This window comes from Agrobacterium fabrum str. C58 (assembly GCF_000092025.1).
Classification (GTDB): domain Bacteria; phylum Pseudomonadota; class Alphaproteobacteria; order Rhizobiales; family Rhizobiaceae; genus Agrobacterium; species Agrobacterium fabrum.
The window spans coordinates 648,108-669,569 of the sequence record NC_003063.2 but is presented as its reverse complement, the minus strand read 5'-3'; the positions used below and the strand labels follow the sequence as shown (position 1 = coordinate 669,569).

Sequence of the window (21,462 nt, the reverse complement as noted above, 5' to 3'; positions counted from 1 at the left end):
ACTGGCTTTCAATGTAAGGGCAGACGCCTTGAAGTCCAACCGCCTGATGCTACATTCTCGCCCATGAATACCGATATCGTCGATCTGCGCGAATTCTATCATTCTCCGCTTGGCCGCTCGGCCGAGCAGGCGATCACCATGGCGCTTTCGACGCTTTGGCCGCCCTTGCCGGAAGAACGGCTAGTCGGCCTCGGTTATGCCGTGCCGTTTCTGGAACGGTTCCGCCACGATACCGAGCGCACCTTCGCCTTCATGCCGGCGGGGCAGGGTGCCGTGAACTGGCCAGCGGGCGAGCTTTCCTCCACCGCGCTGGTGTTCGATGAGGAATTGCCGCTGCCCGATTCGTCGATAGACCGGGTGTTGATGGTGCATGCGCTGGAATTTGCCGAAAATCCGCGTGAGAGTTTGAAGGAACTGTGGCGGGTGCTGGCGCCCGGTGGCCGTCTGGTGATCGTGGTGCCCAACCGCCGCGGTGTGTGGGCGCGCATGGAACATACGCCGTTCGGTTCCGGCCGGCCCTATTCGCGAGGACAGCTGACGGCCCTTCTGCGCGAAACCAATTTCACGCCGGGCGCCAGCGCCGAGGCGCTGTTCTTTCCACCCACCACAAGCCGGCCGGTGCTGAAATTCCGCCGTTATCTCGAACGTACCGGCCGCAGGCTCTGGCCACTGTTTTCCGGTGTCATCGTGGTGGAAGCCCAGAAGCGTCTCTATCAGGGATTGCCCGTTACCCAACGTGCTTCGCGCCGCGTTTTCGTGCCCGTGCTCGCGCCGCAGGGGGTGCCCACCACCCGCACGACGGCAAGGCAGGGAAAGCCGCGCTGACCCTCGACAAAGCGGCCATTCCGGTCTAATGCCTCCGGCATTGCTTTTGCCGGGTTCTCCGGCGTTTTTCCAAAGGTCGATCAAATGAGTGCAGAGCTTAACCAACCTGTTCCGCGTCCGGGTATTCTGGATATCGCCGCTTATGTTCCCGGCAAGGAACATGTGGATGGCGTCGCGAAGGTCTATAAGCTCTCCTCCAATGAAACGCCGCTTGGGCCGAGCCCGAAGGCGATAGAGGCTTTCAGTGCTGCCGCCAGCCACCTGGAAATCTATCCAGACGGTCAGGCGATCGCATTGCGTCAGGCGATTGCCGACGTGCATGGCCTCAACATCGCAAACATCCTGTGCGGCAACGGTTCGGACGAGCTTCTCGGTCTGCTTTGCCACGTCTATCTGGGTGCCGGTGATGAAGCGATCATCACCGAACATGGTTTCCTCGTCTACAAGATCCAGATCATGGGTGCGGGTGCGACCCCGGTGACGGTGAAGGAAAAGGATTGCGTTGTCGATGTGGATGCGATCCTCGCCGCTGTGACGCCGAAGACCAAGATGGTTTTTCTCGCCAATCCGGGCAACCCCACCGGCACCTATGTTCCCGTCGCGGAAATCCGCCGCCTGCAGGCCGGACTGCCGAAACATGTCGTGCTGGTGCTGGACGCCGCTTACGCCGAATATGTGCGCAAGAATGATTACGAAGCCGGACTGGAACTGGTCTCCGGTAACCGCAACGTGGTGATGACCCGGACCTTCTCCAAGGTTTACGGTCTGGCGGCACTGCGTGTGGGCTGGATGTATGCCCCGGTGGATATCATCGATGCGCTGAACCGCGTGCGCGGCCCGTTCAACATGAGCGCGCCGGCCATTGCGGCGGGTGCCGCTGCGATCCGCGATCAGGCATTCGTTCAAAAGGCTGTGGCACATAATGCCCTGTGGATGGAAAAGCTGGTCACGACCTTTACCGGTCTCGGCCTCACCGTCACACCATCCGTTGCCAACTTCATCCTCATCCATTTCCCGGATCAGGACGGCAAACGCGCGACGGATGCGGATGAGTTCCTGAGCCGCCGTGGTTATATTCTGCGTGCGGTGCGGGGTTATGGTTTCCCGAATGCATTGAGAATGACCGTCGGTTCTGAAGAGGCCAATCTCGGCGTCATCGCTGCTCTCACCGAGTTCATGGGGCAGGCGTGATGGGCGATATCATGTTTGAACGCATCGCGCTGATCGGCATCGGCCTGATCGGCTCGTCGATTGCCCGTGATGTCAGGGAACTCGGGCTTGCGCGCCATGTCGTGATTTCCACCCGCAGCGAAGATACGCTGAAACGGGCGGAAGAACTGGCGCTCGGCACGGATTATACCGTTTCGGCGGCGGAGGCGGTGAAGGATGCCGATCTCGTCATTGTTTCGGTGCCGGTCGGTGCCTCGGAGAGCGTAGCGCAACAGATTGCGCCATATCTGAAGCCGAGTGCCATCGTCACCGATGTCGGCTCCACCAAGGCCTCTGTCATCGCGCAGATGGCCCCGCATATGCCTGAAAACGTGCATTTCATTCCCGGCCATCCGCTGGCAGGTACGGAAAAATCCGGCCCGGATGCCGGTTTTGCCGGCCTTTTCCGCGAGCGCTGGTGCATCTTCACGCCGCTGCCGGGCACGGACGCCGCGGCGCTGGAAAGGCTCAAGGATTTCTGGCGGGCGCTTGGGTCGCGCGTGGATGAAATGGATGCCGAACACCACGACAAGGTTCTGGCGATCGTTTCGCATCTGCCGCACATCATCGCCTACAATATCGTCGGCACCGCGGATGATCTAGAGACGGTGACCGAATCGGAAGTCATCAAATATTCCGCTTCCGGTTTCCGTGACTTCACGCGTCTGGCTGCTTCAGATCCCACCATGTGGCGCGACGTCTGCCTGCACAACAAGGATGCCATCCTTGAGATGCTGGCGCGGTTTTCCGAAGACCTCGCCTCGCTGCAAAGGGCGATCCGCTGGGGGGAGGGCGACAAGCTTTTCGAACTCTTCTCCCGCACGCGCTCCATCCGCCGCTCCATCATCGAGGCCGGTCAGGACGTCGATACGCCTGACTTCGGGCGTCACGCGCTGGATCAGAAGAAGTAAATCGCCGCAGGCGACAGTCTTGGCCGGATTTGATCCGGCCATCAGACCGCTGGCAAAGTGTCAAAGCCCTGCTCCTTGGGCTTGTCCCAAGGATCTAAACACATCAACACAAACAATCGGTTGCAGATCCTCGGGACAAGCCCGAGGATGACGTCGAATAGGGGGTAACCCTCAGATCGGCGGAATCTTGCCGAGCGGGATGAAGCCGCTGACAGTGGCGCGGCCACGATCCACCACGAGGTCGACGGATGCGCGGTCACCGCCGCCGGCGAGCGCGCCGAGCAGCTTGCGGGCGGTATCGATAGTGGATTGCAGCTGCGGAAACGCCTGTTTGGCATTGTCCGACCAGGAGCCGAGCTTTTCGATTTCCAGCTTGAACTGGCCGGAGAGATAACCCTCATTATCGAAGGAGAAGGGGCCGCTGATGCGCATGGTGCGGCCCTCGCCAATATCGGCCACCAAACGGCGAAGCTCGCCGCTTGTGCCATAAAGGCCGGATTTGTCGCTGCCATCCACCATGCCCGCTTTGCCCGCGAGCGTGACATCCAAGATGGCGTCGAGGTGGGGAAGAACCTGCGGCCAGTCCTTGATGACGGTTGCCGAATCGGTGAGCGTGATAGCGCCGTCGAGATCGGCGCCGTTCTGGCGCAGATGCATTTCCGTCTTGACGGCATCGAAGTCGATGGTCTGGCCGGTGACGGAAGAAACCGCCTGCGCCTTCAGCCCGTCGATGACGAGCGAGCTGCGGTCAATGCCCTTCAGCTTGGTGACGATGCTGGACTGCATGTTCTTCCAGGCGGCCGAAATCGTCAGGCCGTGGGCCGATCGGATTTCCGCTGGCGAATCGAGTTCCCAGACGACGTGGCCGGGATTATAGACCTGCGCCGCCGAGCGAAGTTCGCCGAAGGAAGCGGAAACGCCGTTTTGGCTGTCGTCCACCGTCACCTTGGAGCAGAAAAGGCCGATGCGGAAGGGATAACCCTTGAAGGCGATATCGCCACATTCGCCGCTGACGCTGCGGGCCTGCGAGGGGGAGATGACGTTCAGCACCGTCTGTTTCAGCCGTTCTGCGGCGTAAAACCACCCGGCGGTGTAAAGTCCGATAACCACCACGATGGCGACGGCGAGCCAGAGGAATTTTTTGGCCGTGCCGGATTGGCTTGACGCTGCCATATTGATCTCCGATGAACAGACTTCAGATATTTTTGATTTGGCTTGGGATATGGACGATTTTTGGGTCTTTGGCTACGGTTCGTTGATGTGGAACCCCGGCTTCGCTTTCGAGGAGAGGCAGCAGGCCCGGCTGCACGGTTATCGGCGCTCGCTCTGCATCAGCTCCAACTTTTATAGAGGCACGGAGGAGAAACCCGGCCTCGTTCTCGGCCTGGAGCGCGGCGGCTCCTGCCTTGGCGTCGCTTTCCGCGTGCGCGGCAAGGACCACGATCCCGTCATGGCCTATCTGCGCGAGCGCGAACTGGTGACGAATGTCTACAAGGAGCGGGTGGTTTCCATTGCGCTCGCCAATGGCCGGCGCGGCAGCGCGGTGACCTATGTGGCCGATCCCGCCCATGAGCAATATATCGGCGGTCTCGGCGTTGCCGAATCAGCTGTCATCATCGCGGCCGCGACCGGTCGCTCCGGGCCGAACACGGATTATTTGTTCAACACCGTGCAGCATCTGCAGGAAATGGGCATTCGCGACTCGCTGCTGGAAAGCATCGCCGCAAGTGTTGGTACGCTTTCGGCTCAGTCGGCCGTTGTTTCCTTGCCCTGAAGTTCGGCAATCCGCTTCACGGCGGTCGGTGGCAGCGGCAAATGCGGGTTGTTGCGCGCGGTTTCCAGAAGCAGTTCGTCGCTCGCCTTTTCCGTCACTTCGATCAAACGCTTGAAAAACACGTCGGGATCAAGCCCCGGCTCGATGGCCGGCAGGATACGCACCTTGAAATGGCCGGGGTAACGCATGGTGGACCGGCGTGGCCAGAAGAGGCCGGGATGCATGGCGACGGGAATGACCGGCACCTGAAGGTCCCGGTAAAGCCTTGCGATGCCGTAACGATATTCGGGCTCCGCGCCAGGCGGGCGCCGTGTGCCTTCGGGATAGATGATGAGTTCGCGGCCTGCCGCCATTTCCTCTTTCGCCCGCTCCATCACTTTCAGCATGACCTTGCCACGCGCGGCGCGGTTGACCGGGATCATGCGCTGTTTCATGGCGTACCAGCCGAACAGCGGAATCCACAGGAGTTCACGCTTCAGAATATAGACGGGGTCCGGCAGATTGGGCAGCAGCGCATAGGTGTCCCAGAAGGACTGATGTTTGGGCGCAAAGATGCAGCCGGTTTCGGGGATGTTTTCGAGGCCTTCGATCTCGAAGGTGGTGCCGACGATGGTCTTCATCAGCCAATGATTGGACCGGGCCCAGTTCTTCGGGATTTCATAGGCGATCTTACGGGGCAAAATGAAATAGATCGGCGTCAGCACGATCATGCGAACGATCAGATTGAGGTAAAACAGCGTATTGAAAAGAAAAGAGCGCAGCTTGAGCATCAACAGCCTTCCCGGGATGCAGCCGTTCCGAAACTTTAAGCGTCTCGGTGCCGGATGCCGATGCCAGACGCCTACACGAAAACAAGGGGCGGCAGCAAGCGTGTTTCTGGACGCTTACGACGAAGCCGCGGTAACTTTCGGCGGGGCGTGATCGGTGACGGCCTTGCGCAGACCGTCGCCCTTGCCGAAGCCGGTGAGGTCGCGTCCGGCTGCCGCCACGAACTTCAGATATTCGTAAAGCAGTGTCCGCACCACATCCGGCTCCACGAACCAGTTGGTGCGGACGAGATCGGCGCTGATGACGGGATAGGCGATGAATTCCGTCTGTGGGCTGGCATTGCGCAATTCATGCAGGCTGCGGTGCATGTGATAATTATTGGTGACGACGACAATGGAAGAATAGTTGTGATCACGTATCCAGCTTGCCGCCTCATTGGCGTTGCCGATTGTGTCTATCGCCTTGTAGCCCATGTCCACGCAGCAGGTGAACATGTCGGAAGACCCTTGAGTCATCTTGCGGATCTGCGAGCGGGTGGTGGCCGGGTTGACGCCTGATATCAAAAGCCTCTTGCCCACGCCGTCCCTGAGCAGGCCGACGGCCTGCTCAATGCGCTGATAACCGCCGGTGAGCACGATGATGGCATCGCCTCTTGCTCCCTCCGGCGGGCGCATGGAGGCAACGGAATCGGCAAACCACAAAAAACCGCCGGAAAATGCGCCGAGTGCAATGACGCAAACCAGGATGAGGCCGCGGATAAAACGGCGCAGACGGCCACGCCGCGACAACAGGCCCTTTCGGGCCGGCCGCGCCGTCGTCTGATCCTGGTCCATCCGACTCACAAACATTCCTCCTGAATACTCGCCGATTAAGGCAAGGAACAGGCATTTTTGTCCACCGTCCGCAGGTTACATCCGGCGTGTGACGGTTTCAGTTTTCCGGCGAAAATCCGACCGTGATTTCACGATGCGAGGCCGTCGCTTTTCGACGGATCCGACCGGACGCGGTCAATATCATCGATGGTGCGGATGACCGTCATGCGCGCCGTGATGGTGGTGAGAAGCGCGATTATGATCATCGTCAGGGCAATGCCGAGATAACCGCCGAGACCGACCGAAAACGAACCAAAAAGCGCGCTCGCCTGATCGCTCTGCGGCGTGGCGACCGTGCTCGACTGCCAGAAACCAGCGACGAGAAACACGGCGGCCGCCAGTGCGCTGCCGGCCGCCGCGCCCTTGAGGCTGATCTTCAAGAAGTGCTTCTGGAATTCACGCGCCACGAAGCTGCTTTCCGCACCGACGAAGTGCAGCACCTCGACGATATGCCGGTTGCCGGAAAGCGCGCCGCGCGTGGCGAAGACCACCGTCAGCACCATCGCCGTGAAGACGAGGATGAGCACGCCGACGCCGATCATGACCGTGGTTCTGGCCATGGAAACCAGCCTGTCGACCCAGGTGCGGTGGTCGTCCAGAAAGGCCTGCGGGATTTCCGTCTTCAGCATGTCCCGCATGGCCTGGAAATCGGGCGGGTTGCTTTCATCGATGGTGATGACGACGAGGCGCGGTATGGGAAGTTCGGAAAGATCAAGGCCGCTGCCGAGCCATGGCTCCAGCAGGCGCGATGTCGCCGCATCGTCGAGGATCGTGCCATCGCGGGTGCCGACGAAAGTCAGCGCCAGATTGCGCGCCTTGTTCAGCGCCGCTTCCATGTTCAGCCCGTCCTCGGGCTTGATCTGGATGGTGATCTCGCGGGAAATCTGGCTCTGCCATGTGGCGGCAGTGGCGCGCACCATGGAGACGGCGCCGAGCGTCAGGCAGGCGAGAAATGCCATGATCGCGATCACCACCATCAGCGCATTGCCCTGAATGTTGGAGGGCGGCAGGATGGGCGCCATGGGGCGGATGCGCATGGGCGGGCGTTTCGGCTGGGCCGCTTCGGGTTTCAAGGGCTTGCGGGTGATCTCATTCATATATGTCGAGCCGCCCTTCGGTCAGGATCATCCGGCGCGCGTCGATCTGGTCCATGAGCGCAAAATCATGGGTGGCGATGACGACAGCCGTACCCAGCCGGTTGAGTTCAAGGAAGAGGTTGAGAAGGCGTTTGGCCATCGGCGGATCGACGTTACCGGTCGGCTCGTCGGCCAGCAGGATTTCCGGCTGGTCCATCAGGGCGCGGGCAATGGCGGCGCGCTGCTTTTCGCCGCCGGAAAGAATGGCCGGCAGCACATTGATGCGCTCGCCAAGCCCAACCCATTTCAGAAGCTCGATCACGTCGTTGCGATAGGCGCTTTCTTCCTTGCCGCGCACGCGCAGCGGCAGGGCGACGTTTTCATAGGTCGTCAGATGATCCAGCAGCCGGAAATCCTGAAACACGATGCCGACACGGCGGCGCAGCATCGGCAGCTCGCTGCGCGGAATGCGTGATACATCGCGGTTGAACATGCGGATATGGCCGCGGGTGGGCTGTAGCGACATTAAAAGCATGCGCAGGAGCGAGGTCTTGCCCGCACCCGAAGGGCCGGTCAGAAACTGGAACGAACCCTTGGGGATATCGAAGGTCATGTCCCTCAGGATCTCGGGTCCCATGCCGTAACGCAACCCGACATTTTCGAAATGGATCAACGGACTTCCAGTCTCTTCGTTTCGTGGTGGTTCGCAAACCGCTGGCGCTCGGGGCCCGGATGTCGCGGTTTAACCCGGTTCCGGTGGCCTGTGCGAGCCGTTTTTGCGAAGCATTAACCAATTAAATTTAAAACTTGGCAGGATTCGTTGCAATGCCCAGTTTTGCGGGCCGGAAAACCTCACCCAAGGAATTCTATGGCTATGTTCCGTTCATCTCGCCGGCAAGCGGCATTCGATTTTGATCTCCTGATGCCGGAAACACCGGCGCGCCGAACGGCGCGGGCGGCAAACCCCGACCGCGATGTGGTAGACGCGGAATTTGTCACCATCAAGGAAAACCGTGTCCGCCAGCCGGGAAATGACAATCGCGGCGCTGCACGTCGGCAAATGGTAAAACCGTCCGTCACCATCGGTGCGCTTGGCCTCGCCTTCATTGGCTGGCTGGATCGCAGATTGTCGCGCCTTTCTGCCGATGCCTATTCGGCGCTGGTGGCGGGGCTTGCGATTTTTGTTTTCGTCTGCTCCGGTGGCCTGTCTGTCGTGGTGCCGGAAACGTCGGCGGTCGCCGCCTCGGTCAACCCGCTCGCCATTTCCCATGTCACCATCACGCCGCAGGAAGCGGGCGGCATGGATATATTGCTCATCAATGGCATCGTGGAAAACAATGGCGGCAACCTGGAAGAGGTGCCGGCCCTTCGCGCCGATCTTTTCGCCGCCAAGGGGCAGCTGGTGGCAAGCATGGTCATCGAGCCGCCGGTCAAGGAGATGCAGCCCGGTTTTAGCCACGGTTTTTCAGCAAAACTGCGCCATCCCGGTGGAAAAACGCCCGAGATCAAGCTTTCCTTTGTTGAGGCGGGTGCGTCCGCACGCTGACTGTGCTAACGCGTGGTCTTCGTATTTTTACTGAAAGGTAAAATCGGCAAGGCGCAGCACAGGAGTAAGAATGCCCGTCGTCCGTGGAAAAAACATCGAGCCGCTCTACACCGCCGAGCAGATCGCCGAGCGCAATCGCGATATGGCCAAGCACATTGCCGGTGGCCCGACCAAGGATTTGCTGGTCATTGCCGTACTCAAGGGATCGTTCATTTTCGCGGCCGATCTTATCCGCGCGCTGCATGATAGCGGCCTTGCTCCCGAAGTCGAATTCATCACGCTTTCGAGTTACGGCGCCGGCACGGTTTCCCAAGGGGTGCGGATCGTCAAGGATATCGACAGCGATGTGAAGGACCGCGATGTCCTGCTGATCGACGACATTCTCGAATCCGGCCGAACGCTGCGTTTCGCCAAGGAACTGCTTTACGAGCGCGGCGCGCGCAACGTCACCATTGCCGTGCTGCTCGACAAGAAGGTCAAGCGCAAGGAAGATCTGGAGGCCGACTATGTCGGTTTCGAATGTCCTGACTATTTCGTCGTCGGTTACGGCATGGATGTGGCTTATGCCTTCCGCGAACTGCCTTTTGTCGGCGTCGTGACCGGCGACGCCTGAGCATACCTGCCGTGCCGGAACGACACAGGGCGGAGACGCCTCATTAACCATTCACCCAGCCAAAAGCTGGGTGTTTACCTCTTGAAAAGAGGAGCCTGCGATGTTGCTCACGGCTGGAAATGATGCCCAGGAGCAATAAATAATGGCGAAAATTCTGATTACCGAAGACGAGGATGCATTGCGGGCTTTCGTCGCCCGCGCGCTGCGTCTCGACGGTCACGAGACCCATGAGGCGGCTGACGGCGAGCAGGGGCTGGAGAAGCTTCAGCAAACCAGTTTCGATCTTCTTCTTTCGGATATCCGCATGCCGGTCATGGATGGCATCGAGCTGGCGCACCGCGCCGCCGAAAGCTTCCCGGCGATGCGTATTTTGCTGATGACGGGTTATGCCGAGCAGCGCGAACGCGCCGATGATCTGGCGACGAAGATTGTGGACGTGGTTTCCAAGCCCTTTGCGCTGCCGGATATTCGCAAGGCTGTGGCGCGGGCGCTGGCGGCCTGAGCGATAGGATTGCAGAGATTAAAGGGCGGCCGGCGGGCCGCTTTTTTGTTGAGGAGTTGTCAGCTCGCTCCTCCGTCATGCTCGGGCCTGTCCCGAGCATCTGCGACGTGTCGATTTATGAGAGGTTGGCGGATCCTCGGCACAAGGGCACTGTCCGGTTTAAGTTTCTGGACAAGGCACAAGACTCTCATTCTAATGGGCTTTCCGGATTTTCGCCTTAACCGGACACCAAAGAAGAGCGGCGTCGTCCGATGGGAAGGAAAGTCGTGCCAATTGCGCCGACGTCATCCTCGGGCCTGTCCCGAGGATCTGCCAACGTATTGATTTTATTCGACGTGGTTAGATCCTCGGCACAAGGCCGAGGATGACGTTGAGTGAATGTTCACCCTTCATCGCCGACTTCAAGGGGACTGCATTCTGCCCGGAAATTTAAACCGGATAGCAGTGGCACAAGGCCGAGGATGACGCTGAGGGGATGGTTACCCTTCAGTAGAAATCTTTCCAATCCTCACCGTATATCCAGCAACCGTTCCAGATAACGCCGTTCTACTTCACCCGGCGGATTGTTGCCGAGCTTTTCCCTGATAGCCTCGAGAATTTCACGGGCGCGCTGCACGTCGATCTCGTCAGGCACCTTCACCTGATCGCCGAAATCCGGACCGGTGGTACTGCGCGGCCGGCCGAGTGGGTCACGGCCGTTTTGTCCGCCCTGACCGGCCATGCCTTCCTGGCCTTGCCCAGGCTGCTGGCCCTGCTGGCGCATCGCCTGCATGATCTGGCCCATCATGTCCTGTGCGCCCTGTCGCAGCGCGTTCAGCGCATTGCCCTGGCCTTCAACCGCCTGTTCGCCCTGACCCTTGCCCAGCGCTTCGCCGGCGCCCTGCATTTCCTGCTGCGCCTTGCCGAAGTTTTCGCCCGGTTCCATGCCGAGATCGCGCAGGCCCTGCTGCAACTCACCGAGCTGCTTGCCGAGGGCATCCTGCTGTGCCCGCAGGTTTTTCAGCGCGTCGCGCAATTGTTCCGCGGTCATCTGGTCGCTCGGCTGTTGTCCGCCCTGCTGACCATTCTGGCCTTGTTGACCCGGTTGACCTTGCTGGCCTTCCTGTGGCGGCTGGCCATTCTCGCCCATCTGCTGCTCGTCTTCGCCTTCGCCGCCCTGCTGTGGGTCGCCGCGCTGCATGCGGTCTCGAAGTGCTTGGTCGAGCTTGAAAGTCTCGTCCATCAACTTCTGCTGCTGCTGAAGAATTTCGCCCAGCTTGTCGATCTGCTGGCGCATCTTGCTGCTCTGTTGCTGTCCCTGCTGGCCTTGCCGCTGCGGGCGGCCAGCCTGCAGATTGTTCATCATGCGCTGTAGCTGCGAGAGCATTTCCTGCGCCGCGTCACGATTGCCGGAACGGGCAAGGTTCTCGATCTGGTTCATCATGTTTTCCAGATCGCGCTGGCGCAGCACGTTCTGGGCTTGGTTGTTCATGTTGGCTTGGGGCGCGTTCTGCATGCGCTGCGCAAGCTCGCTCATGAACTGCTGCATCGCTTCGCGCAGCTCCTGCATCAGCTTGGCAACTTCCTCATCAGAAGCATTGCGCTGCAGTGCCTCGGAAAGCGCGGTCTGCGCATCGCGAAGGCGTCTTTCGGCCTGCGAAAGGTCGCCATCTTCAATGCCGAGCGCGATTTCCCAGAGATAATCGGCCGTGTTCTTCAGCATCTCATCATTATAAGCGAGACGCATCCGCGTCTGCGCCGATTGCAGCAGGAGATAATGCGTGGTGTTGGGAATGGTCTCTTCCGGGCGCAGGCCCACCGCCTCATTATAGGCGATCGCCTTCGGCATCTGGCGTGTGTCGAGCGAGAAGATTTGCCGTTGCTCGGCGATCGCAGCCGCCAGCGGTTCGGAGAAGTTGCGGCCCGGCAGCACCATTTCATGCGCGGGGCTGCGGCCGGTCTGGCCTGCACCATCAGTTGCGACAAGTGTGATGCGTACACGTTTGCCCGCCATCGGATGTTCGGTCAGGTTACGGCTGGTCAGGCCCTTGATCTCGCGATTGTTCTGACGCGGCAGATCGAGCTTGAATTCCGGCGGCGGGTAAAGTGCTGTCGCGCCTTCCGCCACGCCGATGGGCTCGATGATGGCGTGCGCTTCCTTCAGGCCGTAATCGTCCTTGGCAGTGAAGCCGATTTCCAGCGCGCCGTTAACGGCGCGGCGCGGCATCTTGTCGAAGGCGATGCTGGGCGGCTGGTCGGGAATGACGTTAAATAGCCATTGTTCGCCATTGGCGGTGATCATGCCGCTTTCGGTAACATCCATGGCGAAGGTGCGCGGCGCGACGGGCTGATCCGCAGAACGGGTCGGCGTCTGGACAGCGATATCGCCGCTTGCACTGTCCGCGCGTGCAGCTTCGGGCGCAAGCTTCTGCAACGCGCCGGCCATTTCGGGTTCAAAAGTCACTTCCTCACCGCCATTGCCACCGGTCATGCGGATCGTCAGCTTGGAGGATTGCGGCACGGAAACCGCGTCACGGTTTGTCGCATCACGTCCGGTCAGGAAAATCGGCGCGCGGCCGGTATAGGCGGGCGGGGTGACCCAGGCATCGAGACGGATATCTGGGTTGAGCGGACCAACGGCCGGTCGGCTGCGGAAAGCATCGGCAACCGTGCCCGCGCCGTTCGAATAGGAAAAACCGAAAGCGGTGACCAGAAGCAGTGCCGGAATGGCGCGCAGCGCCAGACGGTCATAACGGGCGATATCGGGTTTCGGCAGGCCGGCATTGAGCGCGGCAATGCGCTCCGCCATGCGGATCTGGTGTTCTTTCCAGAGGGCGCGGGAAAACGGCGTGTCGAAAGCGGGTTCATCGTCCTGCACGCCGACCGGCTGGTGCGCCAGACCGTTACGATCTTCAAGAAGACGCGAGGCTTCATGATCCGTCGGCCATTTCAGCCGCAGGATCGGCAAAAGCGTGGCGATGAAACTGAAAACCAGAACGAAAACGATGCCGAGCCGCAGGAAATCCGGCATATGCCGGTAAAGGCCAAACCATGACAGTGCCAGAAATATGGCGGCGATGGAGAGAGGCCAGAGCGTTTTCGGCGCGATCTTCTCCGAGAGCAGCACGATTTTCGCGAAGAAGCGCTTGGCCGCAACCCGACGGGCAAGGTCCGGCCGCTGCGCGAATGCGCCGGTCGGGCGCTTTCTGCCTGTGCTGTCCTTACCGGCTGTGGTCATCAATCCGTTCTCCCGGTTCTGGCCACGTCGAACGCCATTCCCGGAACGGCGAGCTGTTCATATCACAGGGGCAAGGATAACATTGTTTGTGGCGAAGACGAGGGCACCTAGGCCCTCACCCCCATTTTTTAGGCAGCTTCGCTTGATTGTGATCGATTGCGCAGCGTCAATCGAGCCAGGCGGGCACGGAATCGAGGGCGATCAGTTCCTCATAGGTACCGCGCGGGCGGATGACGTGGAACCTGTCGCCCTTGACGAGCACTTCCGGCACCAGCAGACGCGAATTATAGGTGCCGGCCTGCACCGCGCCATAGGCGCCGGCTGAACTGACGGCGATGAGATCACCCGGCTGCGGTGCCGCCATCTCGCGGTCGAGCGCCAGATAATCGCCGGTTTCGCAGACCGGACCAACGATATCGGCCTTGATGCGCGGCGCGTTCTCTGAAGGCTGCACCACCGGGCGGATGCCGTGATAGGCTTCGTAGAGCGTCGGGCGAATAAGGTCGTTCATGGCGCCATCGACGATCACGAAGGTTTTGTCGCCGCCATCTTTCACATAGATCACTTCCGTCACCAGAATGCCGGCATTGCCGACAATCAGGCGGCCGGGCTCGGTGACGATCTTGCAGTTGAGGCTCTTCAGCTCGTTCTTGACGATATGAGCATAGGCATCCGGCAGCGGCGGCGGATTGTTGTCGTCGCGGTAGGGAATGCCGAGGCCGCCGCCAATATCGACGTGGCTGATCGCATGGCCATCGGTACGCAGCACTTCCACCAGTTCGCGCAGCAGCCGGAAGGCATCTTCGAAAGGCTGCAATTCGGTGATCTGGCTGCCGATATGCATGTCGATGCCGGTGACTTCGATGCCGGGCAGGGTGGCGGCATGGGCATAGACCGCACGCGCCCGCTCATAGGAAATGCCGAACTTGTTTTCTTTTTTTCCGGTGGAAATCTTGGCGTGGGTGCGCGCATCCACATCCGGATTGATGCGGAAGGAGACATGCGCCCGCTTGCCGGCCTTGACGGCGCGCAGGTTGAGGACTTCCAGTTCCGGTTCGGATTCGATGTTGAAGCAATAGATGCCGGCTTCCAGCGCGTAATCCATTTCCGCCACGGTCTTGCCGACACCGGAGAACATGATGCGGCTTGCGGGCACGCCGGCAGCCAGTGCACGGCGCAATTCGCCGCCGGAGACCACGTCGATGCCGGCACCGAGTTTCGCCAGCGTCTTCAGCACCGCCTGGTTGGAATTGGCCTTCATGGCGTAACAGACCATGGCGTCCACATCCGCGAAAGCGCCTGAGAACACCTTGTAGTGGCGCTCCAGCGTTGCTGTGGAATAGACGTAGAAGGGCGTGCCGACCGCCTTGGCGATCTCGGGCACGGGCACGTTTTCGGCGTGCAGCACGCCGTCGATATAGCCAAAATGGTTCACGGCTTTTTACCCGTCAGAGAAGCTTGTCGAGGATGAACGGCCGTTCCGCTGTCGCCGGCTTCGGCTCGCTGCCATCGGCGGCGCGTTTGTTGCGCATTTCGACCGGCGTGCTCGGCGGGTCGATGTCGCCCTTACGCCCGCAGGCACTGAGAGCAAGGCTGACGGCGAGCGTCATGCCGATGGGAACGATGAGTTTGCGCGCGGTTTTTGAAAGCATGAGCCTGTCCAAAGGAAATATGTGCCTCTCTGATAACGAAAAACAGGGCGCTTGTGCACCCTGTTTCTTGTGATCGCAGCGTAACGTGAATTTATCAGTTGCGTCCACGCCACCAGGCGATCTGCTTCCTGACTTCCGAAGGAGCGGTGCCGCCAAAGCTTGTGCGGCTGGCGACCGATGCCTCGACCGAGAGAACGTCGAAAATACCGTTGGTGATGTCGGGGTGGATGGCCTGCAATTCCTCCAGCGAAAGATCGGCCAGATCGCAGCCCTTTTTCTCCGCCAGCGCCACGGCATTGCCGGTCACATGGTGGGCATCGCGGAACGGCAGGCCCGCCTCGCGCACCAGCCAGTCGGCGAGATCGGTGGCTGTGGAATAACCCGAACCGGCGGCCGCACGCATACGGTCCTTGCGCACCTCGAGGTCGCGTATCATGCCGGTCATGGCGGCAATCGCCAATTCCAGGCTTTCGGCGGAGTCGAAAACCTGTTCCTTGTCTTCCTGCATGTCCTTGGAATAGGCAAGCGGCAGGCCCTTCATGACAGTCAGCAGCGCCACCAGCGAGCCGTTGATGCGACCAGTCTTGGCGCGCACCAGTTCGGCGGCGTCAGGGTTCTTTTTCTGCGGCATAATCGAAGAGCCGGTGGAAAAGGCATCCGAGAGGCGGATGAAACCGAATTGCGGCGTCGACCAGATGACGATTTCTTCGGCGAGACGCGACAGATGCGTGGCGCAGATCGAAGCGATCGACAGGAATTCCAGCGCGAAATCGCGGTCGGAGACGGTGTCGATAGAGTTGCGGGTCGGCTCGCGGAAACCGAGCGCCTTGGCTGTCATATGGCGGTCGATGGGGTAGCCGGTGCCGGCCAGCGCGGCTGCGCCGATCGGGCTTTCGTCCAGATGCTCGATGGCGTGCCGCACACGGGCACGGTCACGGCCGAACATTTCCACATAGGCCATGCAATGGTGGCCGAAGGTGACGGGCTGCGCCGTCTGCAGATGGGTGAAGCCGGGCATCACGGTATCGGCATTTTCCTCGGCGCGGTCGAGGAAGGCGGCGATGAGGGCTGTCAACATGCCCTCGGTCTTCTGCAATTCTTCCTTAACCCACAGGCGGAAATCGAGCGCCACCTGGTCGTTGCGCGAGCGCGCGGTGTGCAGGCGGCCGGCCGCCGTGCCGATGAGGGTTGCAAGGCGCGCCTCGATGTTCATGTGAATATCTTCGAGCTTGCGCGAGAATTCGAAGGTGCCGGCTTCGATCTCTGACAGGATCGTGTTCAGGCCGTGAACGATCTTCTCTTTATCTTCCTGCGAAATAATGCCTTTTTCCGCCAGCATGGTGGCGTGCGCTATAGAGCCGCGGATGTCCTGGGCATAAAGCTTCTTGTCGAAGCCGATGGAGGCATTTATCTCTTCCATGATGGCTGATGGCCCGGAAGCAAAACGTCCGCCCCACATCTGGTTGGAGGATTTCTGATCTGTGCCGTCAGCCATGTTTAGTGCCCTGGAGTATTCGATGACAGAAAAAACGCCGTTCAGGCTTCCTTCCGCCAAGTTGGTTGCAATTGCTGCCGTTGCCGGTGTGCTCGCCGGTGCTGGCGCGGTCGGGTTCAGGCATATTGGGTCTGAGAGCCCGGTTCAAGGGGCTGCGGTGGCAGAGGGCGGTTTATGTGAGGGTGCTGCAAACCGCATCGCCTCGCTGAAGCCGTTTCTGAAGGGGCAAGTGGCTGCCATGTCGGCGGCGGACAAGCCGCGTGTCATCCCGCTGTCCTTCGAGGGGCCCGAGGCCAAGGACATGACGCTTGCCGATCTCAAGGGCAAGGCGATTCTTCTCAATCTCTGGGCCACATGGTGTGTACCCTGCCGGGAAGAAATGCCGGCTCTGAACGCGCTGGAGAAGGAAAAGGGCGGTGACAAGTTCGAGGTTGTGGCCGTCAATATCGATGTCGGCGCGGATGAAAAGCCGAAAGCCTTCATGGATGAATACAAGATCGACGCGCTGAAGCATTACCGCGACAGTTCCATGGGCGTCTTCAACGTCCTGAAAAAGGAAGGCCTCGCTTTCGGCCTGCCGGCCACCCTGCTGCTGGATGAAAACGGCTGCCTGCTGGGCGCCATGAACGGGCCGGCCGCCTGGGACAGCGAAGATGCGAAGGCGTTGGTGACGGCCGCAACCGCTAAGTAAGCCGGCTTTCGGGAGAGACTTTTCTCTCCCTCGCTGCGGCTGATCTTTAACGCGTCGGAACTGGCGTTTCGCCGCGGTAATCGTAGAAGCCACGGCCGGATTTACGGCCGAGCCAGCCGGCCTCGACATATTTGACCAGTAGTGGGCAGGGGCGATATTTGCTGTCGGAGAGACCGTCATGCAGCACCTGCATGATCGACAAACAGGTATCGAGACCGATGAAATCGGCAAGTTGCAGCGGACCCATCGGGTGGTTCGCGCCGAGCCGCATGGCGGTATCGATGGCTTCCACCGAACCGACGCCCTCATACAGCGTGTAGATCGCCTCGTTGATCATCGGCAGCAGGATGCGGTTGACGATGAAGGCCGGGAAATCCTCGGCGACGGTGATCGCCTTTTCAAGCGTCCGCACATAGGCTTTCGCCGCGTCGAAGGTTTTTTCGTTGGTGGCGATGCCGCGCACCAGCTCGACCAGTTTCATGACGGGCACCGGGTTCATGAAATGGATGCCCATGAACTGTTCGGGGCGGTCAGTGGCGGAAGCAAGTCGGGTGATGGAAAGTGAAGACGTATTGGTGGCGAGCAGCGCCTCGGGTTTCAGGACCGGGCAGACCTGCGCATAAATCTTGCGCTTGATCTCTTCGTTTTCCGTGGCTGCCTCGATGACGATATCCATCGGCGCCAGATCATTGACGTCGGTCGATCCACTGATGAGCGCCAGCGCCTGCTTGCGGGCATCATCGGAAAGCTTGTTGTTGGTCACCTGGCGGGCGAGATTGCCGTTGATCGTGGCAAGGCCGGCCTCGATGCCTTCTTTCGAAAGATCGTAGATATGGACCCGGTAGCCGGCAATGGCGGAAACATGCGCAATGCCACATCCCATCTGACCGGCTCCGATGACACCGATGTTTTTAAAGGGGGCGGTCATATGCGGTTCTCCCATGTGATGCATCTGCAAATTCGCTGGCGATGTTACGCATATCGCCGAAAAAGAGAAGGCGGCGCGTTCAAAAAACGCGCCGCCTTCATCATGTATTTAAAATCAAAGAGCTTTTTGAAGTTCCGGCAGTGCCTCGAACAGGTCTGCGACGAGACCGTAATCGGCAACCTGGAAAATCGGCGCTTCTTCATCCTTGTTGATGGCGACGATGACCTTCGAATCCTTCATGCCGGCCAGATGCTGGATGGCGCCGGAAATACCGGCAGCGATGTAAAGCTGCGGCGCAACCACCTTGCCGGTCTGGCCCACCTGCCAGTCGTTCGGCGCGTAACCGGCATCGACGGCCGCGCGGCTGGCACCAACGGCGGCACCAAGCTTGTCGGCGACGGGAAGGATGACTTCCTTGAACTTTTCCGACGAGCCAAGCGCGCGGCCACCGGAGATGATGATCTTCGCAGAGGTCAGTTCCGGACGATCGGAAGAAGCCAGCGCATCGGAAACGAAGCTGGAGACACCGGGATTTTCAGCAGTAGCGATTGTCTCGACCGATGCCGAACCACCTTCGGCGGCGGCCGCAAAGGCGGTCGGACGCACGGTGATGACCTTCTTGGCGTCGCTTGCCTGCACCGTCTGGATGGCGTTGCCGGCATAGATCGGCCGTTTGAAAGTGTCAGGCGATACGACCTCGATGATTTCCGAGACCTGCGCCACGTCGAGAAGCGCTGCCACACGCGGCAGCACGTTCTTGGCGGATGCCGTCGCGGGGGCGATGATGACGTCATAGGCGGGGCTGAGCGAAACGACCAGCGCCGCCAGCGGCTCGGCAAGCGCGTTGGCATAGGAGGCGTCGTCGGCGAGCAGCACCTTGGAGACGCCCGTCAGCTTCGCGGCTGCGTCGGCGGCAGCTTTCGCGCCAGAACCCGCGACCAGCACATGCACGTCGCCGCCGATCTGCGTTGCCGCCGTCAGCGTCTTTGCCGTCAGGTCGGAAAGGGTTGCGTTGTCGTGTTCTGCCAGAAGAAGAATGGCCATAAGAATATCTCCCTTTTCCGAAACCTTAGAGGACGCCGTCGGCTTTGAGCTTTTCGACCAGTTCGGCAACCGAGCCGACCTTGATGCCGGCCTTGCGGCCCGCGGGCTCCTCGGTCTTCAGCACCTTCAGGCGCGGCGAGACATCGACGCCGAAATCGGCCGGAGCCTTTTTGTCGAGCGGCTTCTTTTTTGCCTTCATGATGTTCGGCAGCGAGGCGTAACGCGGCTCGTTCAGACGAAGATCGGTGGTGACGACGGCTGGCAGTTTCAGCTCGACAGTCTGCAGGCCGCCATCGACTTCACGGGTGACCGCGACCTTGCCGTCAGCCGGTACGACCTTGGAGGCAAACGTGCCCTGGCCCCAGCCGAGCAGGGCTGCCAGCATCTGGCCGGTCTGGTTCGAATCGTCATCGATCGCCTGCTTGCCGACGATGACGAGACCGGGCTGCTCAGCCTCGGCCACGCCCTTCAGGAGCTTGGCGACGGCGAGCGGCTCGACGGTTTCGTCGGTCTCGATCAGGATGGCGCGGTCGGCGCCCATGGCAAGCGCGGTGCGCAGCGTTTCTTCCGCCTTGGCCGGGCCGATGGAGACGACCACGACCTCTTCGGCTTTGCCGGCTTCCTTCAGGCGAAGGGCCTCTTCCACCGAGATTTCGTCGAACGGGTTCATCGACATCTTCACATTGGCAAGCTCAACGCCAGAACCATCCGACTTCACGCGGATTTTCACGTTGTAGTCGACGACTCGTTTAACGGGGACAAGGATTTTCATCGGCGGCTTTCCTCAAACTCCTGTCCGCGGGGCGGGTAAACCGCGCGGACCTCCAAAAACAGGTGGCGACATGGATAAGCATTTTTCCCGCAAATACAACGGAGCAATCTTCATTATCACATGCACGTAAGGCATATATTACGTTGACGTTAACGTAAATACTGTATCTCTGACGAGAGGTCTCATCTACCCCCGTCATAGCCCCGTTCGATTTGCGACAACCCTGCCGTTTGCGACGTATTCTTGAACTGCGCCGCCCTCGGCGCAACAATGGTGCGGTCAAACAGGGGAACATCCGGCCTGCGCATGAAAATCACCATGATCGCGCCCGCCAGGATGCCACCCACATGCGCGCCCCAGGAAACGTTTTGCTCCAGCCCCAGCGCCAGCATCAGGAACTGCTGACCGATCCACAGCGCCAACGGAATGAAGGCGGGCAGGGGAAGTGGAATGCGCATCAGGACCAGCACCCAGACACGTACCCTTGGATGCAGCAGGAAATAGGCCGCAACCACACCGGAAACCGCACCCGATGCACCGATCAGCGGCCCTTCCGAAGTGGGGGCGACAAAGCCGTGAAACAGGGCGCCGGCAATCGCGCAGACGAGGTAGAAGATCAGGAACCGGAAGTGACCGAGCGCATCCTCGACATTGTCGCCGAAGACCCAGAGAAACAGCATGTTGCCGGCCAGATGCCAGAAATCGAGATGCAGGAACGCATAGGTGACGACGGTGAGATCATCAGGCACCACCTGCAGGGCCGGTTCCAGATAGGCGTAATCGAATACCACGGCAGGGATGAAACCGAGGCCGAGCGCTGCGGCATTGGCCTGCACGTCGCTGGCAAGCACGCCGGTAAACAGCCAGACCAGTACATTGATCACGATCAGGCCGATGGTCACATATTGCAGCCGGATATGTTTGAGGAAATTCGCATCGTGCAGCGGTATGAACATCGAACGCCCTTCGTTTGCGCCATGGACAGGCTTTAACGGTTCTTGCCGGGAACCCACAATATGTCGGCCCTACCTGCCTCATTGGTGAAGCGGGCGGCGACGAACAGGAAATCGGACAGGCGATTGGCATATTTCAGGGCCGCCGGACTGACGATCTCGTTGTCAGTAACGGAAAGTTCAACCATCAACCTCTCCGCTCGCCGGCAGACGGTGCGCGCCATGTGCAGATTGGCCGCTGCCGCGCTGCCGCCCGGCAGCACGAAGGAGGTAAGCGGTTCAAGGGCGGCATTGAGTTCGTCGATTTCGTTTTCCAGCCGCATGACCTGGCTTTCAACGATGCGCAACGGCTCATAGGAAAGCGGCTCGCCATTATCAGGCGTGGCGAGATCGGCGCCGAGATCGAAAAGATCGTTCTGGATGCGGAACAGCATGGCATCCAATGTCTCCAGCCCGCTCGTATGAAGCCGCGCGATGCCGATGGCCGAATTGGTTTCGTCGACCGTGCCATAGGCCTCGACGCGAAGATCGTGCTTCAGGCGGCGTGGGCCGGAAACCAGCGCCGTCGTGCCTTTGTCGCCGGTGCGGGTGTAGATCTTGTTCAGCTTCACCAT

The 21,462-nt window shown here is 60.1% G+C and carries 22 protein-coding genes; 8 read left to right on the top strand and 14 right to left on the bottom strand.

Annotated elements, in window-relative coordinates; all coding sequences use genetic code 11:
• The first annotated feature begins 63 nt into the window (after positions 1–63).
• The 3 genes from ATU_RS16775 (at position 64) to ATU_RS16765 (ending at position 2,945) form a co-directional block, all read left to right on the top strand.
• On the top strand, positions 64–825 hold the full coding sequence (locus tag ATU_RS16775; RefSeq protein WP_010973187.1) for a class I SAM-dependent methyltransferase: 762 nt from the start codon (positions 64–66) through the stop codon (positions 823–825).
• A gap of 84 nt (positions 826–909) precedes the next feature.
• The gene (gene hisC, locus ATU_RS16770; RefSeq protein ID WP_010973186.1) at positions 910–2,016 is read left to right on the top strand and encodes a histidinol-phosphate transaminase; all 1,107 of its coding nucleotides are present in this window, start codon (positions 910–912) and stop codon (positions 2,014–2,016) included.
• Positions 2,016–2,945 (top strand): prephenate/arogenate dehydrogenase family protein, encoded by a 930-nt coding sequence (locus ATU_RS16765; protein ID WP_010973185.1) that lies wholly within the window; start codon positions 2,016–2,018, stop codon positions 2,943–2,945. Before hisC ends, ATU_RS16765 begins: the two co-directional genes overlap by 1 nt.
• A 171-nt stretch (positions 2,946–3,116) precedes the next feature.
• Here ATU_RS16765 and ATU_RS16760 read toward each other — a convergent pair whose 3' ends face one another.
• Positions 3,117–4,118, bottom strand: a complete 1,002-nt coding sequence (locus ATU_RS16760; RefSeq protein WP_010973184.1) for a DUF2125 domain-containing protein — start codon at positions 4,116–4,118, stop codon at positions 3,117–3,119.
• Positions 4,119–4,167: 49 nt separating this feature from the next.
• Between ATU_RS16760 and ATU_RS16755 the strand changes: the two genes are divergently transcribed.
• On the top strand, positions 4,168–4,719 hold the full coding sequence (locus tag ATU_RS16755; protein ID WP_010973183.1) for a gamma-glutamylcyclotransferase: 552 nt from the start codon (positions 4,168–4,170) through the stop codon (positions 4,717–4,719).
• On the opposite strand, the gene ATU_RS16750 is transcribed toward ATU_RS16755, so the two are convergent.
• From ATU_RS16750 to ftsE, 4 genes are all read right to left on the bottom strand, one after another.
• On the bottom strand, positions 4,692–5,489 hold the full coding sequence (locus tag ATU_RS16750) for a lysophospholipid acyltransferase family protein (protein WP_010973182.1): 798 nt from the start codon (positions 5,487–5,489) through the stop codon (positions 4,692–4,694). The genes ATU_RS16755 and ATU_RS16750 overlap by 28 nt on opposite strands.
• Before the next feature lie 114 nt (positions 5,490–5,603).
• Positions 5,604–6,320: a YdcF family protein gene (locus ATU_RS16745; RefSeq protein WP_006310379.1), complete on the bottom strand. Its 717-nt coding sequence runs from the start codon at positions 6,318–6,320 to the stop codon at positions 5,604–5,606.
• A 128-nt stretch (positions 6,321–6,448) separates the two neighbouring features.
• A complete protein-coding gene (locus ATU_RS16740; protein ID WP_010973180.1) occupies positions 6,449–7,456 on the bottom strand; it encodes a cell division protein FtsX in 1,008 nt (335 codons plus the stop codon).
• Positions 7,449–8,108 carry a cell division ATP-binding protein FtsE gene (ftsE, locus tag ATU_RS16735; protein WP_006310381.1) on the bottom strand — a complete coding sequence of 220 codons (660 nt, stop codon included), beginning with the start codon at positions 8,106–8,108 and terminating at the stop codon, positions 7,449–7,451. The genes ATU_RS16740 and ftsE overlap by 8 nt, the downstream gene beginning before the upstream one ends.
• A gap of 201 nt (positions 8,109–8,309) precedes the next feature.
• On the opposite strand from ftsE, the gene ATU_RS16730 reads away from it, so the two are divergent.
• The 3 genes from ATU_RS16730 to ATU_RS16720 all read left to right on the top strand — a co-directional run bounded on the left by ATU_RS16730 (position 8,310) and on the right by ATU_RS16720 (position 10,096).
• Positions 8,310–8,981: a hypothetical protein gene (locus tag ATU_RS16730; protein ID WP_010973179.1), complete on the top strand. Its 672-nt coding sequence runs from the start codon at positions 8,310–8,312 to the stop codon at positions 8,979–8,981.
• 70 nt (positions 8,982–9,051) lie between these two features.
• Positions 9,052–9,594 carry a hypoxanthine phosphoribosyltransferase gene (hpt, locus tag ATU_RS16725; RefSeq protein WP_003497442.1) on the top strand — a complete coding sequence of 181 codons (543 nt, stop codon included), beginning with the start codon at positions 9,052–9,054 and terminating at the stop codon, positions 9,592–9,594.
• A gap of 142 nt (positions 9,595–9,736) precedes the next feature.
• A complete protein-coding gene (locus ATU_RS16720) occupies positions 9,737–10,096 on the top strand; it encodes a response regulator (protein WP_010973178.1) in 360 nt (119 codons plus the stop codon).
• A gap of 508 nt (positions 10,097–10,604) precedes the next feature.
• On the opposite strand, the gene ATU_RS16715 is transcribed toward ATU_RS16720, so the two are convergent.
• From ATU_RS16715 to argH, 4 genes are all read right to left on the bottom strand, one after another.
• Entirely contained in the window at positions 10,605–13,313 is a 2,709-nt protein-coding gene (locus tag ATU_RS16715; protein ID WP_010973176.1) for a TIGR02302 family protein, read from the bottom strand.
• A 166-nt stretch (positions 13,314–13,479) separates the two neighbouring features.
• On the bottom strand, positions 13,480–14,748 hold the full coding sequence (lysA, locus tag ATU_RS16710; RefSeq protein ID WP_006316154.1) for a diaminopimelate decarboxylase: 1,269 nt from the start codon (positions 14,746–14,748) through the stop codon (positions 13,480–13,482).
• A gap of 13 nt (positions 14,749–14,761) precedes the next feature.
• The gene (lptM, locus tag ATU_RS16705; protein ID WP_003509930.1) at positions 14,762–14,965 is read right to left on the bottom strand and encodes an LPS translocon maturation chaperone LptM; all 204 of its coding nucleotides are present in this window, start codon (positions 14,963–14,965) and stop codon (positions 14,762–14,764) included.
• A gap of 94 nt (positions 14,966–15,059) precedes the next feature.
• Positions 15,060–16,460, bottom strand: a complete 1,401-nt coding sequence (gene argH, locus ATU_RS16700) for an argininosuccinate lyase (protein ID WP_006316155.1) — start codon at positions 16,458–16,460, stop codon at positions 15,060–15,062.
• 22 nt (positions 16,461–16,482) lie between these two features.
• On the opposite strand from argH, the gene tlpA reads away from it, so the two are divergent.
• Positions 16,483–17,151 (top strand): thiol:disulfide interchange protein TlpA, encoded by a 669-nt coding sequence (gene tlpA / locus ATU_RS16695; protein WP_010973174.1) that lies wholly within the window; start codon positions 16,483–16,485, stop codon positions 17,149–17,151.
• A gap of 46 nt (positions 17,152–17,197) precedes the next feature.
• Here tlpA and ATU_RS16690 read toward each other — a convergent pair whose 3' ends face one another.
• The 5 genes from ATU_RS16690 to ATU_RS16670 all read right to left on the bottom strand — a co-directional run bounded on the left by ATU_RS16690 (position 17,198) and on the right by ATU_RS16670 (position 21,462).
• A complete protein-coding gene (locus tag ATU_RS16690; RefSeq protein ID WP_006316158.1) occupies positions 17,198–18,079 on the bottom strand; it encodes a 3-hydroxybutyryl-CoA dehydrogenase in 882 nt (293 codons plus the stop codon).
• Between the two features lie 114 nt (positions 18,080–18,193).
• Positions 18,194–19,123, bottom strand: a complete 930-nt coding sequence (locus ATU_RS16685; protein ID WP_010973173.1) for an electron transfer flavoprotein subunit alpha/FixB family protein — start codon at positions 19,121–19,123, stop codon at positions 18,194–18,196.
• 25 nt (positions 19,124–19,148) lie between these two features.
• Complete coding sequence (locus ATU_RS16680; RefSeq protein ID WP_010973172.1) at positions 19,149–19,895, bottom strand: electron transfer flavoprotein subunit beta/FixA family protein; 747 nt, start codon at positions 19,893–19,895, stop codon at positions 19,149–19,151.
• 182 nt (positions 19,896–20,077) lie between these two features.
• Positions 20,078–20,851 carry a rhomboid family intramembrane serine protease gene (locus ATU_RS16675; RefSeq protein WP_010973171.1) on the bottom strand — a complete coding sequence of 258 codons (774 nt, stop codon included), beginning with the start codon at positions 20,849–20,851 and terminating at the stop codon, positions 20,078–20,080.
• 32 nt (positions 20,852–20,883) lie between these two features.
• Entirely contained in the window at positions 20,884–21,462 is a 579-nt protein-coding gene (locus tag ATU_RS16670) for a cob(I)yrinic acid a,c-diamide adenosyltransferase (protein ID WP_010973170.1), read from the bottom strand.